14 protein-coding genes are annotated in these 18,292 nt (G+C 49.9%); 10 read left to right on the top strand and 4 right to left on the bottom strand.

Annotation, left to right across the window (positions count from 1 at the left end; genetic code table 11):
- Positions 1–202: 202 nt before the first annotated feature.
- Both ACXAFQ_RS09335 and ACXAFQ_RS09340 read left to right on the top strand, forming a co-directional pair.
- Positions 203–448: a DUF2798 domain-containing protein gene (locus ACXAFQ_RS09335; RefSeq protein WP_474820571.1), complete on the top strand. Its 246-nt coding sequence runs from the start codon at positions 203–205 to the stop codon at positions 446–448.
- Between the two features lie 37 nt (positions 449–485).
- Positions 486–1,655: an MFS transporter gene (locus ACXAFQ_RS09340; protein WP_474820575.1), complete on the top strand. Its 1,170-nt coding sequence runs from the start codon at positions 486–488 to the stop codon at positions 1,653–1,655.
- Positions 1,656–1,705: 50 nt separating this feature from the next.
- On the opposite strand, the gene ACXAFQ_RS09345 is transcribed toward ACXAFQ_RS09340, so the two are convergent.
- Entirely contained in the window at positions 1,706–2,755 is a 1,050-nt protein-coding gene (locus ACXAFQ_RS09345) for a LacI family DNA-binding transcriptional regulator (RefSeq protein WP_474820577.1), read from the bottom strand.
- A 632-nt stretch (positions 2,756–3,387) separates the two neighbouring features.
- Here ACXAFQ_RS09345 and ACXAFQ_RS09350 point away from each other — a divergent pair.
- The 4 genes from ACXAFQ_RS09350 (at position 3,388) to ACXAFQ_RS09365 (ending at position 11,444) form a co-directional block, all read left to right on the top strand.
- The gene (locus tag ACXAFQ_RS09350) at positions 3,388–6,294 is read left to right on the top strand and encodes a TonB-dependent receptor domain-containing protein (protein WP_474820579.1); all 2,907 of its coding nucleotides are present in this window, start codon (positions 3,388–3,390) and stop codon (positions 6,292–6,294) included.
- 112 nt (positions 6,295–6,406) lie between these two features.
- Positions 6,407–8,041 (top strand): glucoamylase family protein, encoded by a 1,635-nt coding sequence (locus tag ACXAFQ_RS09355; RefSeq protein ID WP_474820584.1) that lies wholly within the window; start codon positions 6,407–6,409, stop codon positions 8,039–8,041.
- Positions 8,038–10,389: a beta-glucosidase BglX gene (gene bglX / locus ACXAFQ_RS09360; protein ID WP_474820587.1), complete on the top strand. Its 2,352-nt coding sequence runs from the start codon at positions 8,038–8,040 to the stop codon at positions 10,387–10,389. The genes ACXAFQ_RS09355 and bglX overlap by 4 nt, the downstream gene beginning before the upstream one ends.
- Before the next feature lie 98 nt (positions 10,390–10,487).
- Positions 10,488–11,444: a M20/M25/M40 family metallo-hydrolase gene (locus ACXAFQ_RS09365; protein WP_474820591.1), complete on the top strand. Its 957-nt coding sequence runs from the start codon at positions 10,488–10,490 to the stop codon at positions 11,442–11,444.
- An 80-nt stretch (positions 11,445–11,524) separates the two neighbouring features.
- Here ACXAFQ_RS09365 and ACXAFQ_RS09370 read toward each other — a convergent pair whose 3' ends face one another.
- Together ACXAFQ_RS09370 and ACXAFQ_RS09375 are read right to left on the bottom strand one after the other, a co-directional pair.
- Positions 11,525–12,580, bottom strand: coding sequence for an SDR family oxidoreductase (locus ACXAFQ_RS09370; protein ID WP_474820595.1), 1,056 nt, complete (start codon positions 12,578–12,580; stop codon positions 11,525–11,527).
- Between the two features lie 61 nt (positions 12,581–12,641).
- Positions 12,642–13,397, bottom strand: a complete 756-nt coding sequence (locus tag ACXAFQ_RS09375; RefSeq protein ID WP_474820597.1) for an SDR family oxidoreductase — start codon at positions 13,395–13,397, stop codon at positions 12,642–12,644.
- Between the two features lie 99 nt (positions 13,398–13,496).
- On the opposite strand from ACXAFQ_RS09375, the gene ACXAFQ_RS09380 reads away from it, so the two are divergent.
- Positions 13,497–14,378 carry a LysR family transcriptional regulator gene (locus ACXAFQ_RS09380; RefSeq protein ID WP_474820599.1) on the top strand — a complete coding sequence of 294 codons (882 nt, stop codon included), beginning with the start codon at positions 13,497–13,499 and terminating at the stop codon, positions 14,376–14,378.
- Between the two features lie 18 nt (positions 14,379–14,396).
- Positions 14,397–14,978: a uracil-DNA glycosylase family protein gene (locus tag ACXAFQ_RS09385; RefSeq protein ID WP_474820603.1), complete on the top strand. Its 582-nt coding sequence runs from the start codon at positions 14,397–14,399 to the stop codon at positions 14,976–14,978.
- Positions 14,979–14,984: 6 nt separating this feature from the next.
- Here ACXAFQ_RS09385 and ACXAFQ_RS09390 read toward each other — a convergent pair whose 3' ends face one another.
- Entirely contained in the window at positions 14,985–16,169 is a 1,185-nt protein-coding gene (locus ACXAFQ_RS09390; protein ID WP_474820606.1) for a DUF418 domain-containing protein, read from the bottom strand.
- A gap of 247 nt (positions 16,170–16,416) precedes the next feature.
- Here ACXAFQ_RS09390 and rutA point away from each other — a divergent pair, with 247 nt between their 5' ends.
- Positions 16,417–17,550, top strand: a complete 1,134-nt coding sequence (gene rutA, locus ACXAFQ_RS09395; protein ID WP_474820610.1) for a pyrimidine utilization protein A — start codon at positions 16,417–16,419, stop codon at positions 17,548–17,550.
- On the top strand, positions 17,547–18,287 hold the full coding sequence (rutB, locus tag ACXAFQ_RS09400; protein ID WP_474820613.1) for a pyrimidine utilization protein B: 741 nt from the start codon (positions 17,547–17,549) through the stop codon (positions 18,285–18,287). The genes rutA and rutB overlap by 4 nt, the downstream gene beginning before the upstream one ends.
- The last annotated feature ends 5 nt before the right edge of the window (positions 18,288–18,292 follow it).

Genomic DNA, 18,292 nt, shown 5'->3' on the forward strand with positions numbered 1-18,292 from the left:
ACTGAAAGCCTTGCAGCGTGCATTTTTTAAACATGGATAGTTAACCGATATTTAAAGGTTATATTAGCAGAATGAAATGAACGTGAAAATTACGTAAGACGTGGCGTACAGGCGGCATAAAACTGGTGAATACTGCGTGTCATCATGTACAATTTAACTTCTGATATGTGCAAAATTAAGCCAGACAAAGAGGCTGATAATCATGATCCATCCCCGTTTCGCCCCCGTTGTTTTCGCTTTATTCATGGCATTTTTTATGTCAGGTATCATGTCGCTGGTAGTTACAACGATTAACATTGGTTTTGCTGACGACCTCATCAGTCGCTGGCTGACGTCCTGGCCGATGACATTTGCCATTGCCTTTCCCATCATCATGATGGTTTCACCCGTGGTGAAGCGCATCGTGGGTAAGCTGGTGATGCAGGAAGCGGTGGTCAGGCAGCAGTAAGCCTAAATTCTTTAAACGGCAACGGCAGGGAACCTGTTTGTCGATAGCGACTAAAGTAACGCCCAGTAGTCCTTACTGGCGATTATCTGCCTTCTATTTTTTCAATTGTGCCGTGCTTGGCACTATGCTGCCGTACTGGATGTTGTTCATGCAGTCGCTGGACTATTCGCCATGGCAAATCGGTCAGCTTACTTCGCTTCAAATGGTTACCACCATTGTCGCCCCTTATGCATGGGGGGAAATCTGCGATCGGGCGTCCTCTAGGATTCGGGTTATTCAGATGGGTAACCTGTTCGCCGTGGTCAGCTTTGCAGGAGCGTTCTTCTGTTTCAACAGTTACTGGGCGCTGGTGGCAGTTTTGTGTATGAGCGCTTTTTGCTGGCAAGGACTAAATGCCCAGTTTGAACTTATCACCCTTAGTCATCTGGCAAACAAGCCAGAAGGATATGGGCGGATCAGGTTATGGGGTTCCGGCGGCTTTCTGACTGCAGTGTGGGCAGTAGGTCAAATCGTTGAGCAGTATTCTGTGGAATGCCTGCCGTATATCGTCCTAGGTTTGCTATGCGTTTTGTGGCTGGTCACGCTGGTAAATCAGGGGCAGTCGCCACTACAAGTATCATCTATGCCGAAAGGTAATTCAGAAAGCTTGTGGAAACAGCCTGCGCTATGGGGATTGCTTTTAATCTTCTTTTTAGTGAATTTCAGTCACGGCAGCTACTACGGGTTTTACAGTTTATTGCTGAAAGAGCAGGGGATTGGTGCCGCCGTCACCGGTAACTTATGGACTGTGGGTGTAGCGTCAGAAATTGCGGTGTTTGCGCTGATGCCCTGGCTGATGCGTTATGTTTCACTTCGCACACTGCTACTTTTCAGTCTGGCGCTCACCACGCTGCGTTGGCTAGGTATGTCAACGCAAACTGGTAGTGTGGTGGAATTTACCCTTTTACAACTTTTGCACGGTGTCAGTTTCAGTGCGGTACACACCATTGCGGTCCTGCTTTTTAAGCAGGTGGCATCAAGTCGAAACCAAGGCAAAGCGCAGGCGTTATATAGCGCTGTTTGTATCGGCGCGGGGCAAGCAAGCGGCGTGGCACTAGGCGGTTACCTTTGGGCATATTCTTCCAATGTGGCGTTTTATTTCAGCACCGTGGCGGCGCTAGCATCGTTGGTTGTGGGGTTGATTGTGCTTAGGCGAGAACAGAAGTAAGTCGAGTCACTGAATTAGGCCGAGTAACAGAATACCGTATTCATCACTAATTACCCCGGCACCGGCCCGGTACTTTTGCGCACTACCAACTGATGGGGCAGAATATTCACTTCTTGTTGTGGTGGTTTGCCATCAATCAGATCCAGCAGTATGGTAGCGATGGTTTTGCCTATTTGTTCCATAGGCTGAGCAATGGTAGTGAGTGGTGGGGCACAATATTCACCCAGCGCAATACCGTCTACACTTATCACAGACACATCGTCAGGGATACGGTATTCCAGCTCTCTTAATGCGTGGAGCGCGCCGATGGCGGCGAGATCACCAAAACAGAATAGCGCGGTTGGACGGTGGCGTTGCTGCATCAGTTTCTGAGCGCCTTCAACACCAGACTGGCTGGAAAAATCACCGTGAAAAACCAGCTTTTCCTCAACCTTAGCGCCGGCCTTTGCCATCGTATCCCGAAATCCCTGTTCCCGTAAAAGACTACTGTTGATAGTGTCCGGCCCGGCAATAATGCCAATGCGGGTGTGACCGAGGGCAAGCAAATGCTCAGTGGCCTCCACTCCAATTAGGTAGTTGTCGACGCCGACTTTGGGAATACCACTTAGCTCTGCGAACTCCGATGCATTCACCAGCGGCGGAAGCTGTTCTGACACTGGTCTGGCGGGGTCGATATCAAACGGGATGCGACTGGAATTAGTGATTATGCCGTCAACTTGTCGGGTTCTCACCATCCCGGCAAAGGTGCGTTCTAATGCCGGGTCGTCCTGAGTATCGTTAAGCACCACCGAATAGCCCCGCTTGTGTGCCACATTCTCGATACTTCTGATCACTGGGGAAAAGTAAGGGTTGGTAATATCTGGCAACATGATAGCGATATTGCGGGATTTACCCTGACGCAGACCGGCAGCCAGCTTGTTTGGCGTATAGCCCATTTCAGCAACCACTTTAAGCACCTTTTCACGGGTTTTGGCACTTACTCGATCTGGCGTATTTAAAGCCCTTGAAACGGTTGCCTTGCAAACGCCAGCCTTTGTGGCGATGTCACTCATGGCCATTTCTTTATTGGTATTCGCCGTTGTTGTTTTTTTATAGTCCATTCTCTGGATGCCCCGGAAATACGTTTATTTTTATGCAAATAACTGCCATCGCTCAGGTCGATATTCCTATTAGGAGCCCGAATGCGGGTGGTTAAGTCTGGCATCGATTGCAAAGTAAAGCAATTTTGCTTGGAAATCGGTTTCCATTTTGGCGTTTTAATTGTCTATGTATTGAACTTTACAACTGTTTTATATGCCGTTTTTTGTTTCTTTTTCAAAGTTTATACCTCTGGGGAGAAGGTGGAGATACACCACTCACAAATTAATCATTTGAGATTTAATGTTAAGAAATAATCTTATTGGACTCTGGCTGCGTATCAATATTTTAACAATGCGTTTTAGCTTAATTTCAATAAATTCATGCTCTTATATTTGAGTGTTGTTATTTTTCTTGAGAGTTAATGTTAATTTTTTGTATTTGACTTTAGACTTTAGGCTAATGTAAATTCGAAATCAGATCGCTGGAGCAGGGCGTAACCGATCCTGAATCCAGCTTTTTATTGCCTGGGTAATGAAATCGGTTTCCAAAAATAAAGAAGGGCGTTACAGCCTATTTACCAGATCTTTTTGGCGACAGGTTGCGTGTGGAGTATCGCAGGAGCGCACTGGGCCACTTTTATGGAGAGACACATATGAACACCACACCACATTGGATTAAACGCAGTGCCCTTGCCGTTGCCATTGCTTCAGCCGGCGTAACCAGTTTTCCTACACTGGCACAAATTGAAGGAGCAACACTGCGGGGTAAGGTCGTTAGCACCGTTGACAACGCTGCGGGTAAGAAAGTCATGGCCCGTGATACCGAGCGGGGTTATGTGAACGAAACCACCACGCGCGAAGATGGTTCTTATGTGTTTGTCGGCCTGCGTCCCGGCACCTATCAGGTCATAGTTGACGGTGATGTGGAAGAAATCACATTAAGAGTTGGACAGTCTGCGCGATTGAATTTCGATGTGGCAGCCAGCGAAGACGATGTAGAAGTGATCACCGTATCTGGTACCCGTATTGAGGCGTTCTCAGGTGGCGAAATCGGTACCAACATTACGCCCGAAATGATGATGCGTTTGCCACAAAACAACCGTAACTTTCTCGCTTTCGCTGACCTCGCACCAGGCGTTCAGGTGAATACTGGCGCTGACGGAAGCGTTAGCTTACGCGGTGGTGCTCAGCATCAGCGAAGTGTGAATGTATTTCTCGATGGTGTCAGCCAGAAAGATTATGTACTTCAGGGCGGTGTTACCGGTCAGGATTCCAGCCGTGGTAACCCGTTTCCGCAGAGCGCTATCGGCGAATACAAAGTGATTACCCAAAACTACAAAGCCGAGTACGATCAGGTGGGGAGTACAGCGATCACTGCTGTTACCCGTTCCGGTACCAACGAGTTTGAAGGGGACTTTTTTGTCGACTACACCGATGAAGGCTTCCGCGAAGCAGAGCCTAATGAAACGGAAGGCAAAACCCGTTCGTTAATTCGTCACGCCGGTGCAACATTCGCTGGCCCGATCATTAAAGATCAACTGCATTTCCTCGCTTCCTATGAGAAGAAAACCATCGCTCAGCCACAGGATGTGATTGGTGGTTCCGGGATAGACTTTGTCACCTTACCTTCTGAATATGCATCAAGTATTGGTCGTTTCGCGTCTGATTTCGAAGAAGATCTGTTTTTTGGCAAGATTGACTGGATGATTAACGCCGACCAGACCCTGGAAGCGTCGGTTAAACTGCGTGACGAAAGTGATGTTTCTGGTTTCGGTGGCGCCAATGCTTACGAATATGGCGTGGATCGGGAGGTTAAAGACCATCGTTATCACGTGAAATATACCTATACCGCTGACGCATGGCAGAATGAATTCCGTGTGACCTATGAAGACGCTGCTTGGAATCCACGTGCCTTTACTGATGAGATCGGTATGCGACTGGAAACCGCAGAAAATCAATCAATTATTAATGTTGGCGGTGGCCAGGATTACCAGGAAAAGGGCCAGAAGGGCTGGGGGATCCAGAACGATTTCACCTGGCTGGATCTGGAATGGAACGGATACCATGTAATCAAAGCCGGCATCAAATATAAAGACATTGAGCTTCGTACCATCCAGCAGCAGCCAATAAATCCGCAGTATTACTACAACGTTGAATTCAATGGCCAGGGTGAATTTGATGTGGTTCAGCCTTATCGTGTGCAATGGGGGATCCCCGCGAGCGGCTCTGTCGGCGGTGCCGTTGAAGCGAAGAACCGTCAGTTAGGTCTGTACATCCAGGATGATTGGGAGGTCACCGATCGACTCACTCTGAACATCGGTATTCGCTGGGATTACGAAGAAACGCCGAGCTACAAAAATTATCAGACCCCCGACGATTTAGTTGCAGCTCTCCGTGGCTGGGAAAATATTCAGAACGCGAATTACAACATCGACGACTACATTAGCACTGGTACTGAGCGGGAGTACTTCACCGGTGCCTGGCAGCCTCGCTTGGGCTTTAGTTACGTGATGGATGAAGACAGGAATCACATGCTGTTTGGTGGCTATGGCCGGTCTTACGACCGTAACCAATTTGACTTTATGCAGTTGGAAATGAGCACGGGTTCATTCACCACCGCGGAATACTTCTTCCAGGGCGATGCCGCCAATCCTTGTGATGCCTCTGCCACAAACTGTGTACCCTGGGATGCGTCGTACCTCACGCAAAGAGGTCTGGATTCGTTGATTGCCAGCACCGAAGTCCGCGGAACCCGTTACATGCTCCCTAATGATCTTAAAATGCCGTATTCGGATCAGATGAGTTTCGGTGTGCGCAGCGTGTTTGGTGACTGGAATACCGAAGTCAGCTTAGCTCGGGTAGTGAGTAAAAATGGCTTCAACTGGCTGTTGGGTAATCGCTTGCCAAATGGTGAATTCTTTCAGGAAGGCACTAATTGGGGAGCGCCGTGGGGTTACGGTATTCCAGGGTGGGGGAGTTTGATCATCGCCACTAACGATGGCGAAACCCGCGCCAACAACCTTTACTTCAAACTGAACCGCTCTCATAAAGATGGGTGGGGCGTGAACCTTGCCTACACCTTTACCGATGCAGAAGAGAACCGGGTTTACAGCGAAGTGTATGCCTTTGATTATGAAAGTGTAGGCGACTACGGCTGGAATAAATCCGTAGGCGTGCCGGACCATCGTGTGGTGATCACCGGTTCCTACGACCTGCCGTGGAACATTGCGCTCACTGCCAAGTACACCTGGTCGTCAGAGCGTATCTTCCAATACACCCTGTGCGACGATAACAACCAGTGTACCTTCGAGCGGGCTGAACCGTCGAAGAGTGGTTATTCCCGGTTTGATCTGGCTTTGAGCAAAGATTTTCCTACCGACTATCTTATTGCGAACTCTGTTGCATGGATTCGATTCGACGTGCAGAACCTGTTCAACGAGGACAACTACGGCAATTTCTATTTAAATCCGGACTTAGAAACTTTCGGTCAGCCAAACTACAACTCGGCTTCAAATGGCGGTATGCGTCAGTTGAAACTCTCTGCCGGCTGGCGCTTCTAAACATTATCAATCAGATCCTCTGAAGAGGACGATTATCGGGGCAGGCTTGCTGCCCCGTACTTTTACCTGACGACACAACTTAAATACAACGACTTATATCAGAGACCCGACAATGCGTTTATCACATTTTCTTCGCGGTATTTCCGCCGCAGCAATTCTGGCAATGCACCCTCCGGCGATGGCGGCTGACTGGACACTGGAAGGGTACGACAGCCATGTGGAGCTGAACTGGGATGCTCTCTATGAGGAAGGCACCCATTACCGGATTGATGTGTCATCCGACGGTGGTCAGAAATGGCAGACTCGCAAGAAAACCAACAGCAGTTTTGCGCTGGATTTTGTCCGTGATATGGGAGCGAACCTGCATCTTAAATACCGCCTGATGGCAGTGGAAGACGATAAAGCCACTGAAATTGCCAGTGGCACTGCAAGCACCCGGGATTTCACCGATGACGAACTGCTGAACATGGTGCAGAAATACACCTTCCGCTATTTCTGGGAATATGCTGAACCGTCTAGCGGCATGGCCAGAGAACGCATTCCGTTTATGGATGAAGACGGTGATATTGTAACAACTGGCGGTACTGGCTTTGGTATTGCCGCCATCATCACCGCTGCAGAGCGTGGCTGGATAACCCGGGAAGCGGCTGTCGCCCGGTTGAATAAAATGACTGACCATCTGGAGCAATTTGAACGTTTTAAAGGTATGTGGGCGCATTGGTATACCGCTGACGATCTGAACGCCTTTAACTTTAGTAAGTTCGATGACGGCGGCGATATTGTAGAGTCTGCGTTTATGATGCAGGGACTGCTCACCGCCCGTCAGTATTTCGATGGCGATGACAAAGAAGAAAAGCGCCTGCGCCAGCGTATTACTGCATTGTGGGAAGACATGGATTGGCAATGGTACACCCAAGGCCGAGATATTCTGTACTGGCACTGGTCGAAAAATTACGGCTGGAAAATGAACCATCCGATCAAGGGATACAACGAAGCCCTGATCGTTTACGTGCTGGCAGCGTCATCACCCACCAATCCAATTTCCGCAAAGCCCTACCACGATGGCTGGGCAAGCTGGGAAAATGAGACATTCCGCAATTACTCTGAGTATTACGGCATCACATTACCATTGGGTAATAAGGTCAACATGGGCGGCCCGCTGTTCTTTGCCCACTACAGTTTCATGGGGCTGGATCCAAGAGGTCTGCGAGATCGTTACGCCAATTACTGGGAACAAAACCGTCGCCACACGCTGATTAACCGCGCTTACAGCATCGACAACCCATTTGGCTGGGAAGGTTACGGCGAGGATTTCTGGGGTTTGACCGCCGGCGATATGGTGCCCGTTGGCTACACCGCTCACGCGCCTGGCGCGGAGCGGGATCACGGTACAATTGCGCCAACGGCAGCATTGTCGTCGATGCCATATACCCCGGAAGAATCGATGAAGGTGCTAAAAAACCTTTACCGCAACCACGGTAAACATTTGTTCGGCCGTATGGGCTTTTTCGATGGCATCAACCTGAGCGTTTCTGGCGATCCTGAAACTCAGGTACGCAATACCTATCTTGCTATCGATCAGGGACCCATCGTGGGCATGATTGAAAACTACCGGTCCGCACTGTTGTGGAACACTTTCATGAAAGATAAAGACGTGCAGCGCGGGCTAAAAAAGCTCGGTTTCTCGGTTGACCGCAACGTGCGTATCCGCCTCAACGCAAAAAGTAATCAGGAGCCTTCTTCATGACCTTTTCCAAAACCACTCTTGCCATCGCCCTTGGCGCGGCGCTGGCGCTAACAACAGGCAGCCAACTGGTGCCGAATGTACAAGCGCAATCTGCTAAACATTCTCAGGTATCCGAAACTGTTTGGCATGACGATAAACGGGCGATGGATAAAACCGTTGGTGAGCTCATGGCAAAGATGACACTGGAAGAAAAAATTGGTCAGATGAATTTGCTCACCAGCGGTTGGGACGTGACCGGCCCGTCTATGTCTGATGATTATCTGGAGCAGATTGAGGCGGGTAATGTTGGGGGCATTTTTAATGCATTCACCGCAGACTACACCCGTAAACTGCAGAAGGTTGCGGTTGAGCAAACCCGTCTGGGTATTCCGCTGTTATTCGGGTATGACGTTATTCACGGCCACCGCACCATTTTCCCTATTTCACTGGGTGAAGCCGCGTCCTGGGATTTACAGGCGATTGAAAGAGGTTCACAGGTCGCTGCGGCAGAGGCGGCAGCCGACGGTATTCACTGGACCTTTGCGCCGATGGTGGATATCGCCCGGGACCCGCGATGGGGTAGAGTATCAGAAGGTGCCGGAGAAGATGTGTTTCTGGCAACCGAGATTGCCAAAGCCCGGGTTGCCGGATTTCAGGGAAACAGCCTGAGTGACACGGATACCGTGCTGGCCTGTGCGAAACATTATGCGGCTTATGGGCAGGCACAGGCTGGCCGGGATTACAGCACCACGAACATGTCAGAGCGGGAATTGTGGGACACCTATCTGCCACCATTCAAAGCACTCAATGATATGGGGGTTGCCACCTTCATGACATCATTTAACGAACTGAACGGCATACCTGCAACGGGAAATCATTACCTGTTGCAGGATGTTTTAAAAGGGCGCTGGGGTTTTGAAGGTTTCGTGGTGACAGATTACACCTCAATCAATGAAATGATTCCCCACGGTTATGCCGCTGACTTACAACATGCGGCAGAAATTTCGGTTAACGCTGGTGTCGACATGGACATGCAGGGCGAGGCATACGTGAAAACCCTGCAACAGGCGCTGGAAAAGGGCACCGTTACCGAAGCTGAAATTGATGACGCGGTGAAGCGTATTCTGGAAATGAAATACCGGCTTGGATTGTTCGACGACCCTTATCGTTATTCAGACAACGAACGGGAGAAGTCGGTTATCGGCAAACAGGAGTATCTGGATGATGCCCGGGATGTGGCGCGTAAATCGATGGTACTGCTGAAGAATCATAACGACATTCTGCCACTGAAGAAAAAAGGCCAGCGCATTGCCCTGATTGGCCCGCTTGCCGACAGCAAGGAGGACATGATTGGCTCATGGGCCGCCGCTGGAGACCGCTATGATAAGCCGGTGACGCTACTTGAAGGATTACGGGAAAAGCTGGGCAAAAATGCCGACCTGCTTACTGCCAGGGGGGCCAGTTACGATATTGGTTCGAAGGATAATTCTGGGTTTGATGAAGCGATGCTGGTTGCACGGCAGGCCGATGTGATTGTGCTGGCCATGGGCGAGAAATGGGACATGACCGGCGAAGCCGCCAGCCGCGTTTCGCTGGATATGCCCGGTACCCAGCTGGCGCTGATGAAGCAGTTAAAACAGCTTGGCAAACCCATGGTGCTGGTGATGATGAATGGCCGTCCGTTAACCATTAACTGGGAACAGGAAAACATGGATGCCATTGTTGAAGCCTGGTATCCGGGAACGATGGGCGGACACGCTATCGCTGACGTGCTGGTGGGCGATTACAACCCGTCAGGAAAATTACCGATTACTTTTCCCCGTTCTGAAGGCCAGATCCCGATTTTTTATAATATGAAAAATACCGGCCGCCCGTATGATGTGAATGGCGCTGAGCAGAAATACCGGTCCCGGTATCTCGATGAAGCGAACACGCCGCTTTATCCGTTTGGCTTCGGTCTCAGCTACACCTCCTTCAATTACGGGGAAGTCAGCGTTTCCAGCGAGACGCTGGATGCCGGTAGCTCGGTGACAGTCTCTGTCAACCTGACTAATTCAGGAAAACGGGACGGCGAGGAAGTGGTGCAGCTGTACGTTCATGACAAGCTGGGCTCGGTAACCCGTCCGGTTCGTGAATTGAAAGGCTTTCAGAAAGTGAAATTGAAAGCCGGCGAGAGCCGTGAGGTAACCTTTGAGCTGACCGCTGAAGACCTGGCGTATCATCGTGCTGACATGAGTTACGGTTTCGAGAAAGGCCAGTTTGATGTGTATGTGGGTGGTAACTCAGACGCGTCTAAACGGGCGTCATTTACGCTCACTGAATCCGGCCAACTGGCAGTGCCGCCACCTTCTATGCGTGGCACATTGTGAGTGATGAAGGTAGGCCGTAATGCCATTCGCAAATTATGGCCTCGCCTATTTGTGGTAGTTCCGTTATGCTCCTGCCATGCATTTTTAAAGGAACTACCATGAAGTTTTCTCCCGTTGCTCTTTTGCTGACATCAGCCTTTCTGTTCAGTCAGTCTGCCTCTTGTGAAACCAGCCCTGTTGAGCCGTCAGTGCTGTCCTCTGGCCTCAAAACCCTTTCTGCCGACGATATGGAAGGACGTAGAACAGACTCTGAAGGATCTGAAAAAGCCCGTGAGTACATTTTGGATAGGATTCATGCGACAGCCTTTAAAGGCAATGTGGATGTGGAAGTGCTGCCATTTGACGTTCAACCTCGCAAAGAGGGTGAAGGAAAAGTGATTCAAGGCACTAATATTCTGGTGCATCTCGAAGGCACCGGCGATTCTGACAAGAGTCTGATTGTTACTGCCCACTACGACCACGTTGGTATCAACAAGGGCGAGATTTATAACGGTGCCGACGACAATGCGTCCGGCGTGGTGGCGGCACTGGCGGTAATGGAAACCTTCGCCGCGACTCCGCCTGAGCATGATGTGTGGATCATTTTCCCGGATGCTGAGGAAATGGGATTACAGGGCAGCCGCCATATTGCCGCGTCGCTTGATAAGCACGGCATCGACAATCCGGCTCTGGCGATTAACTTCGACATGCTCGCGCAGAACACCAAAGACGAGCTGTATGTTTCCGGCACGTATCATAATCCGGCACTGACACCACTGATTGAAGAACTTGCAGCCCGGGCCAGCATTCATCTGCTGATGGGCCATGATAAGCCGGAAGATGGTCATCAGGACTGGACGATGCAGTCGGATCACGGTTCTTTCTTTAAGCAGGGCATCCCGTTTCTGTATTTCGGTGTGGAAGATCATCCGCACTATCACAAACCCAGCGATACCTATGAAAATATCCCGCTGGATTTCTTCTATCGTTCTGTTGCGACGGTGGTGGATGCGGTGACGTTTATTGAGGAAAAACTGGATGAAATAACCTTAACGTCTGACATCACATCAAGCTGACTACGCTGGCCCGATGCCAGTCATCGGGGCGGTATGCCATTCGCGCGACAGCGCAGAATGGCATATTAAGCGTGACAGATTTACCGGACTGAATGAGGAACTGGGATTAATTTCTGCTCTACCATGGCCTCCAGATGAGCGATAAGGTCATCGTCAGAACGCTTTTGCATTTTAGTAAAGCCATGCTGACGGGCTTTTGTGACATCAAACACGGCATCAGTTTCTACGTTAAAGATGAAATCACCGAATGCACCCTGCGCCAGCGTGGAAATGTCATCTATTTCCAGTTCATATTTTGTCGCAATATCCTGCCATAAATCTGCTGAAGCTTCGTTCAACCTCTGCTGCAAACTGATAGGCTGAGGTTCGCCCACGTCCACGCCAAACCAGTAGGCCAGTTTTGGCCAGACATGCTTCCAGCGGAACTGATCGCCGTTGGTTACATTAAATGCGCCCTGATGATTATTCAGTGCTGCCCACACCACAGCATCACCCAGCACTTCTACACTACAGGTATTTACCAGTACATCGAAAGCCGAACTGGTTCCCGGAAACTGCATGGCAACGCCAAGATGCTTGCAAAGCGTGCCGTACACACCAATCAGGTTACCCATGTTCATGGCAGACCCCAGCGAATGTCCAATCACGATGTCAGGCCGCAGAGCGGTCCAGATAATGCCTTTGGCTGTTAGTGTGCGGGCAAAGTCCTCATGTTCAAAATACAGGTTTGGCGGAAAATGCCGGCTGTCATCTTCCCGGGCCGGTGTTTTATAAACCCCGAGATGGGCGCCATAAACCTTCCCACCCTGTAAAAATATCACCTGCTTGAGATCGGCACCGGAAGCAATAACAGCGTTAATCAGATTGCGAAACATATCGCCGTTTTCGCGGGCTTCTGTTTTTGGATCATCAGAAGGCTTCAGGGCCGCATAAAAAATATGGGTAACCTGCTTAAGAGAGCCGCTCACTGCTTCCAGTGCATCCGGGTCGAGTAAATCAGCTGATAAATGTGGCTCATCTTCCACCCCTGAAGATGAGCGACTAATTGTGGAGAAACGCCAGCCTGACTTTTTCAGGGCGTTAATAGCGCCGCGTCCGGTAACACCAGAACCGCCGGCGATGAGCATGTGGGTCATAAAGTCTCCTGTTAGTTGATGAGGAGCAAAAATGAAATCTGTCGTAATGAAGCGGGGGAGATCAAACTACCCGACCGCCGCCATCCACATTGATTACGGTGCCATCAATAAATCCGTTTTCCAGCACAGTCAGCGCTGCATGGGCGAGATCATCCGGCTTGCCAACCCGTCCTACCGGGAGTTTTTCAGAAATATCATCAAAGAAACCGGCTTTTTCACGCTGATTCATCGATGCCCAGGTTTCACTGTCGACTATGCCAGGGGAAATGACATTAAAGCGTTTTGGCTTCATTTCGATGGCAAGGTTAGCTACCAAACTTTCCAATGCCATGTTTACCGTACCGACCAACGAAGAGCCTTCGCCTTGACGATAGGCGGCAAGACCTGAAAAGAACAATACTGAACCTGTAGGTTTCAGGTGTTTATCTGCCGCCCTGGCCAGATTTACCGGTCCATATAATTTACTGCCAAGCATGTTATCTATATCTTCGTCTGTCAGTTCAAGGAACGGTTTGAATGCCAGGTTGGCCGCGGTAGAGATAATATGGTCGTAAGGGCCTTCTGCTGCCAGTGCGTCGTTAACCTGCGCCCCGTCTGATACGTCCAGTGAATAGGTACCAATAACGTTATCGCCAAGGTCTTTCGCTGCGGCGTCGAGCTTTTCCTTACTGCGACCAGCCAGTGCCACTCGGGCACCTCGGGCAATGGCCATTGCAGCAATCGCTTTGCCCATACCAGATCCACCTCCAACAATAAAAAGTGTTGCGCCAATCAGTGCACCGTTACCGTCGCCGCCTCGTGTTATTTCAGTCGCCATCATAATCTCCTTCGATTGTGTGATGCCGGATAGTCTAAAATCTGAAAAAATAAGAATAAATAAGTCATACAAGAACGCTTTATTCAAAATGAGTGAATAATGGATAGACTGGCATTACTGAAAATATTCGTGGAAATCCATGATGCGGGTTCTCTGGCAGCAGTGGCTCGGCAACGAAATATCGCCCCTTCTGCAGTAACACAGGCGTTGCAACAGCTTGAGCATGAGGTGGCAACCTCGCTGGTTGTGCGGACAACGCGGACAATGCGATTTACGCCGGAAGGAGAACGCTTCGTTGAGGACTGTCGGCGAATTATCAGAGAGTTGGACGACGCCATTGATGCTATGACAGACAACGGACCGCTGCGCGGTAGTATACGCTTTACCACTACAAACGATTTTGGCCGTACTCGGTTGCCATCGCTCATTGATCGGTTTCTGCAACGGCATCCTGAAGTCAGCATAGATATGAACCTGACTGATGGCGTGGTGGATTTAGTGGATGAGGGATTTGATTTTGCTGTTCGCACCGGTCCTCTGGAAGATTCGCGACACAAAGCCCGGCTTCTCGTTAATCAGCGAAGACTGATCTGCGCCTCTCCGCGATACTGGGAAGAGCATGGAATGCCAGAACATCCGGATGATCTCAGTACCCATAATTGTCTGGTATTATCCCGGCCCGGCAAACCGCAAAGCGAGTGGTATTTTAGTCAGGGGAAAAAACGGTTCTCGGTAAAAGTATCCGGTAACCGTACCACAAACGACGGCGGGGCACTGCGAAACTGGGCGATAAGTGGTGCTGGCGTGGTGCTCAAATCCGCCATCGATGTAGCTGAAGATATTAAGGCAGGCAGACTGGTAAGTGCACTGGACGCGTATACCTCTGAGGCCGTCAATTTGTATGCCGTGTATCCCGGCAGCCGTTCACCTTCCCGCAGAGTAGTAGCGTTAATGGATTATTTCTCAGATAAACTGCGGTGAGCCAACCCGGAGGGTAACATGACAACAATAACTGAAAGTCAGAAGTTAACCGCTGAAATTCGCCGGTGTACTCTCTGCGCTGGCGATTTCAGCCATGTTCCGAATCCGGTGTTTCAGTTCAGCGAACATGCCCGCATTCTGATCATCGGACAGGCACCGGGTATCAAGGCGCACGAAAGTAATAAACCCTGGAACGATGCCTCCGGCGACAAACTGCGTAGCTGGTTGGGCGTAGACAGAGAGGAGTTTTATTCCGGCCTGTTCGCCCATATGCCCATGGCATTCTGCTTCCCAGGTTACAAAAATGGTGCGGATGCGCCGCCGCCAAAAATTTGTGCCGAAACCTGGCATGCTAGCGTGATTAAACAGTTAAACCCAGCCCTGACTATCCACATTGGCCGCTATTCCCAGCAGTATTACTTGCCACAATTTAAAACCCTGACCCAAGCCGTAGAAGCGACAACACAATCTCCAGGTAACCGCTATGTATTGCCTCATCCGTCAGGGCGGAATAACCGCTGGCTGGTACGTAATCCATGGTTTGAAGCCCGCAGCCTGGCAGTGCTGCGAGAGTCGGTGGGCGCTTTGTTAAAGGAGTAATATCGTTCAGGCTTTCGGTGGCTCTTCACTTGCCTTCAGTGCCGCTTTCTCTGACTTTTTATTGAAGCTGCGCAAATAGCAATATCGCCACAGTTTCTCAAACGGCCCCTGACCGAACGTGTTCATCACCACATTCGCCAGCAGCATTTGAATAGCAGTAAATACCACAACGATGAAAAGTAAATCGGTTCGTGTCATGGTTTCTTCAAATGCGGGATTAATGTGGGGCATTATCGCCCGGAACAGTATCGCCATGCAGATGGACTGCAACAAATATAAAGAGAACGCCATACGACCACAATTGCTTAACGTACTGTACAGCCAGTTTTCGTTTTGCTGGCATTTTACTAGTAGGTGCGCGTACACCAATGCCACAAATATCGCGGAAATCGATGACAACATCACCGCGAATTCTTCCATATATATCGACTGTAATATCAGCGGTTGCATGGCGAGCAGTGTACTTGCGATACCGGCGATAAGGATTTTTCTGAATAACTGCGGGCTGAAACCATTGACGAAAAATCCGCTTCGGAACAGGTACACGCCCAGCAACATCAGGCCAAGTGTCTGCCATATCATCACAATGCAAGCGAATACCAGAAACGCCAGCGCCACACCGCCTTGCGCCAACATCTGAATGATGTATCCGCCACGCCACACGGACAACTGCTCTTGATAGTTGTTTGAGCCGCGTATCATCAAATGGTCCGGCGAGGAAAAAACAAGCATGGCGACGAACATAACCAGGATGACGACGCCTCCAATAATCAGAAACTTACGTGCCTTCATCATTAATGCTGCATTGTCATTCATCAGATACTTTCTCGCGATCATGCCGCAAATCGCGTAGTACATCAGAATGTCACCCCCGAAAATAAACAGCGCGTGCAATGCGCCGAATAGGAGCAACCAGTTAAGTCGGGTTTTAATAAAAAGCGATGGGTCGTACTTATTTTTCTCACAGCGCCCGTATTGAATGGCTAACCCCGCGCCAAACAAAATACTGAACAAAGTACGAAACCGGCCGTCGGCAAAGATGAGTTGCAGAAAACTCACTATTTGGTCGGCTAACAAGGGCGGCGCAAAATGCGCATAGCCCACTAGCATATTCACATGATACGGAATGTTCATGATGAGAATACCAAGAATGGCAATGCCGCGTATGGCGTCTAGGGAATGTAGTCGCATAGTCAATCCTTTTAGAGGTGCCTTTTTCCTTTTTTACAACCTCTATAGAATAACCTGAATCCGATCAAACTTTGCACCATGAGACTGCAAAGCAGCCAATAACACTGAACTAAAATGGACCAAATGGTCTGATTTTTGTGTTTATTTTAATTTAACTTTATGAATTTAATGGCTTTAAATTCATGGCGCGATTAATGCTCGCTTGTTTTGTGAACGATGATGAAAACTATCAGAAAAATCGTCAGGGATGGCTGCTATATCGGTGGTCACGAAACAACAAGTGAGAGCGAAAATGGATATAGGCGTTTTTATTCCAATCGGGAACAATGGCTGGCTGATTTCAAAAACTTCTCCTCAGTACAAGCCGACATTTGATTTAAACAAAGAAATCGTGATGAAGGCTGAAGAGTACGATCTGGATTTCGCCCTGTCGATGATCAAGCTTCGTGGCTTCGGCGGTGATACCGAGTTCTGGGACTACAATCTCGAATCGTTCACCCTGATGGCCGGCCTTGCTGCCGTGACCAGCAAAATTCAGCTGTATGCCACCGCGGCGACCCTGGTGATGCCACCGGCGATCATGGCGCGCATGGCCACGACTATCGACTCCATTTCCAACGGCCGCTTTGGCGTGAATCTGGTCACCGGCTGGCAGCGTCCTGAATATTCTCAGATGGGCATGTGGCCCGGCGATCAGTTCTTTGGTAACCGCTACGAATATCTCGAAGAATATATCACCGTGGTGAAAGAGCTGTGGGAGACTGGCAAGAGTGATTTCAAAGGCGAGCATTTCCAAATGGATGACTGCCGTATGCTGCCTAAACCGTCCCGCAAAATCCCTATTATCTGTGCCGGACAAAGTGCGTCAGGTATGGCGTTTTCGGCAAAACATGCTGACTACAATTTTTGTTTTGGAAAAGGGGTGAATACACCGACTGCATTTTCACCGACCTCTGAACGTTTAATTGAAGCTGCTGCGAAAGCTGAGAGAAAGGTCGATTCCGCAGTACTGATCATGGTGATTGCCGACGAAACCGATGAAAAGGCCATGGCGAAGTGGGAGTTATACAAAGAAGGTAAAGATCAGTCCGCGCTGGATTGGATGGCAGAGCAGGGCGCCGCAGACAAAACGTCCGGCAAAGATACCAACGTCCGCGACATGACCAACCCCACTTCGGCGGTAAATTTGAATATGGGGACGCTGGTGGGCTCCTACGCCTCGGTTGCTGCCATGCTGGATGAAATTGATACCGTTCCCGGCTGTGGCGGTGTACTGCTGACCTTCGATGATTTCCTCAAAGGCATGGATGATTTCGGCACCAAAATTCAGCCACTGATGAAATCCCGTCAGCATCTTTACGACAAGACAGGAGCCGCATGATGGCAGAGCAGCCTTACTATGAAGTGGCCGGTTATTTTCAGTCTGAGCGGGCAGGGCAGCCTACGCAAAAAGTACTGCCCGCGAGACCCGAGCCTATCGCTTTTAATCCCGCAGAAACCGCAGTCATTGTGGTGGATTTACAGAACGCCTATGCCAGCAAAAACGGCTATCTGGATAAAGCGGGTTTTGATGTGTCTACCACGGCCCCGGTGATTGCTAAAACCATCAAAGTGCTAGAAGTGGCCCGTGCTAACGGCATGCCAGTGGTGTTTTTCCAAAATGGCTGGGACCCAGAATATCACGAGGCTGGTGGGCCGGGCTCACCGAACTGGTACAAATCCAACGCCCTTAAAACCATGCGTAAGCAGCCTGAACTGATGGGCACCATGCTGGCCAAAGGTACCTGGGATTACGACTTAGTCGATGAACTTAAACCGCAGCCCGGCGACATGGTGATCCCGAAAACCCGCTACAGCGGCTTTTTTAACACCAACCTCGACAGCATGCTGCGCAGCCGTGGCATTCGTAATCTTATCTTCACTGGTATCGCCACCAATGTGTGTGTGGAATCGACCTTGCGTGACGGCTTCTTTCTGGAGTATTTCGGCATTATATTGGAAGACGCGACTTATCAGGCGGGGCCCCGCAGTGCCCACGATGCCGCATTGTTTAACATTGAAACCTTTTTCGGCTGGGTCTCCAGCGTGGATGAATTCTGTACCCTGATGGCCTCATAACAAGG

It is taken from the genome of Alteromonas sp. ABH2_165 (assembly GCF_056159945.1).

Bases quoted from the DNA above. Each gene is read 5' to 3' on its own strand.
- ACXAFQ_RS09380 (WP_474820599.1), top strand. From the start codon at position 13,497: ATGGATAGACTGGCATTACTGAAAATATTCGTGGAAATCCATGATGCG.
- bglX (WP_474820587.1), top strand. From the start codon at position 8,038: ATGACCTTTTCCAAAACCACTCTTGCCATCGCCCTTGGCGCGGCGCTG.
- rutA (WP_474820610.1), top strand. From the start codon at position 16,417: ATGGCTGCTATATCGGTGGTCACGAAACAACAAGTGAGAGCGAAAATG.
- ACXAFQ_RS09350 (WP_474820579.1), top strand. From the start codon at position 3,388: ATGAACACCACACCACATTGGATTAAACGCAGTGCCCTTGCCGTTGCC.
- ACXAFQ_RS09375 (WP_474820597.1), bottom strand. From the start codon at position 13,397: ATGGCGACTGAAATAACACGAGGCGGCGACGGTAACGGTGCACTGATT.
- rutB (WP_474820613.1), top strand. From the start codon at position 17,547: ATGATGGCAGAGCAGCCTTACTATGAAGTGGCCGGTTATTTTCAGTCT.
- ACXAFQ_RS09335 (WP_474820571.1), top strand. From the start codon at position 203: ATGATCCATCCCCGTTTCGCCCCCGTTGTTTTCGCTTTATTCATGGCA.
- ACXAFQ_RS09355 (WP_474820584.1), top strand. From the start codon at position 6,407: ATGCGTTTATCACATTTTCTTCGCGGTATTTCCGCCGCAGCAATTCTG.
- ACXAFQ_RS09345 (WP_474820577.1), bottom strand. From the start codon at position 2,755: ATGGACTATAAAAAAACAACAACGGCGAATACCAATAAAGAAATGGCC.
- ACXAFQ_RS09390 (WP_474820606.1), bottom strand. From the start codon at position 16,169: ATGCGACTACATTCCCTAGACGCCATACGCGGCATTGCCATTCTTGGT.
- ACXAFQ_RS09385 (WP_474820603.1), top strand. From the start codon at position 14,397: ATGACAACAATAACTGAAAGTCAGAAGTTAACCGCTGAAATTCGCCGG.
- ACXAFQ_RS09370 (WP_474820595.1), bottom strand. From the start codon at position 12,580: ATGACCCACATGCTCATCGCCGGCGGTTCTGGTGTTACCGGACGCGGC.
- ACXAFQ_RS09365 (WP_474820591.1), top strand. From the start codon at position 10,488: ATGAAGTTTTCTCCCGTTGCTCTTTTGCTGACATCAGCCTTTCTGTTC.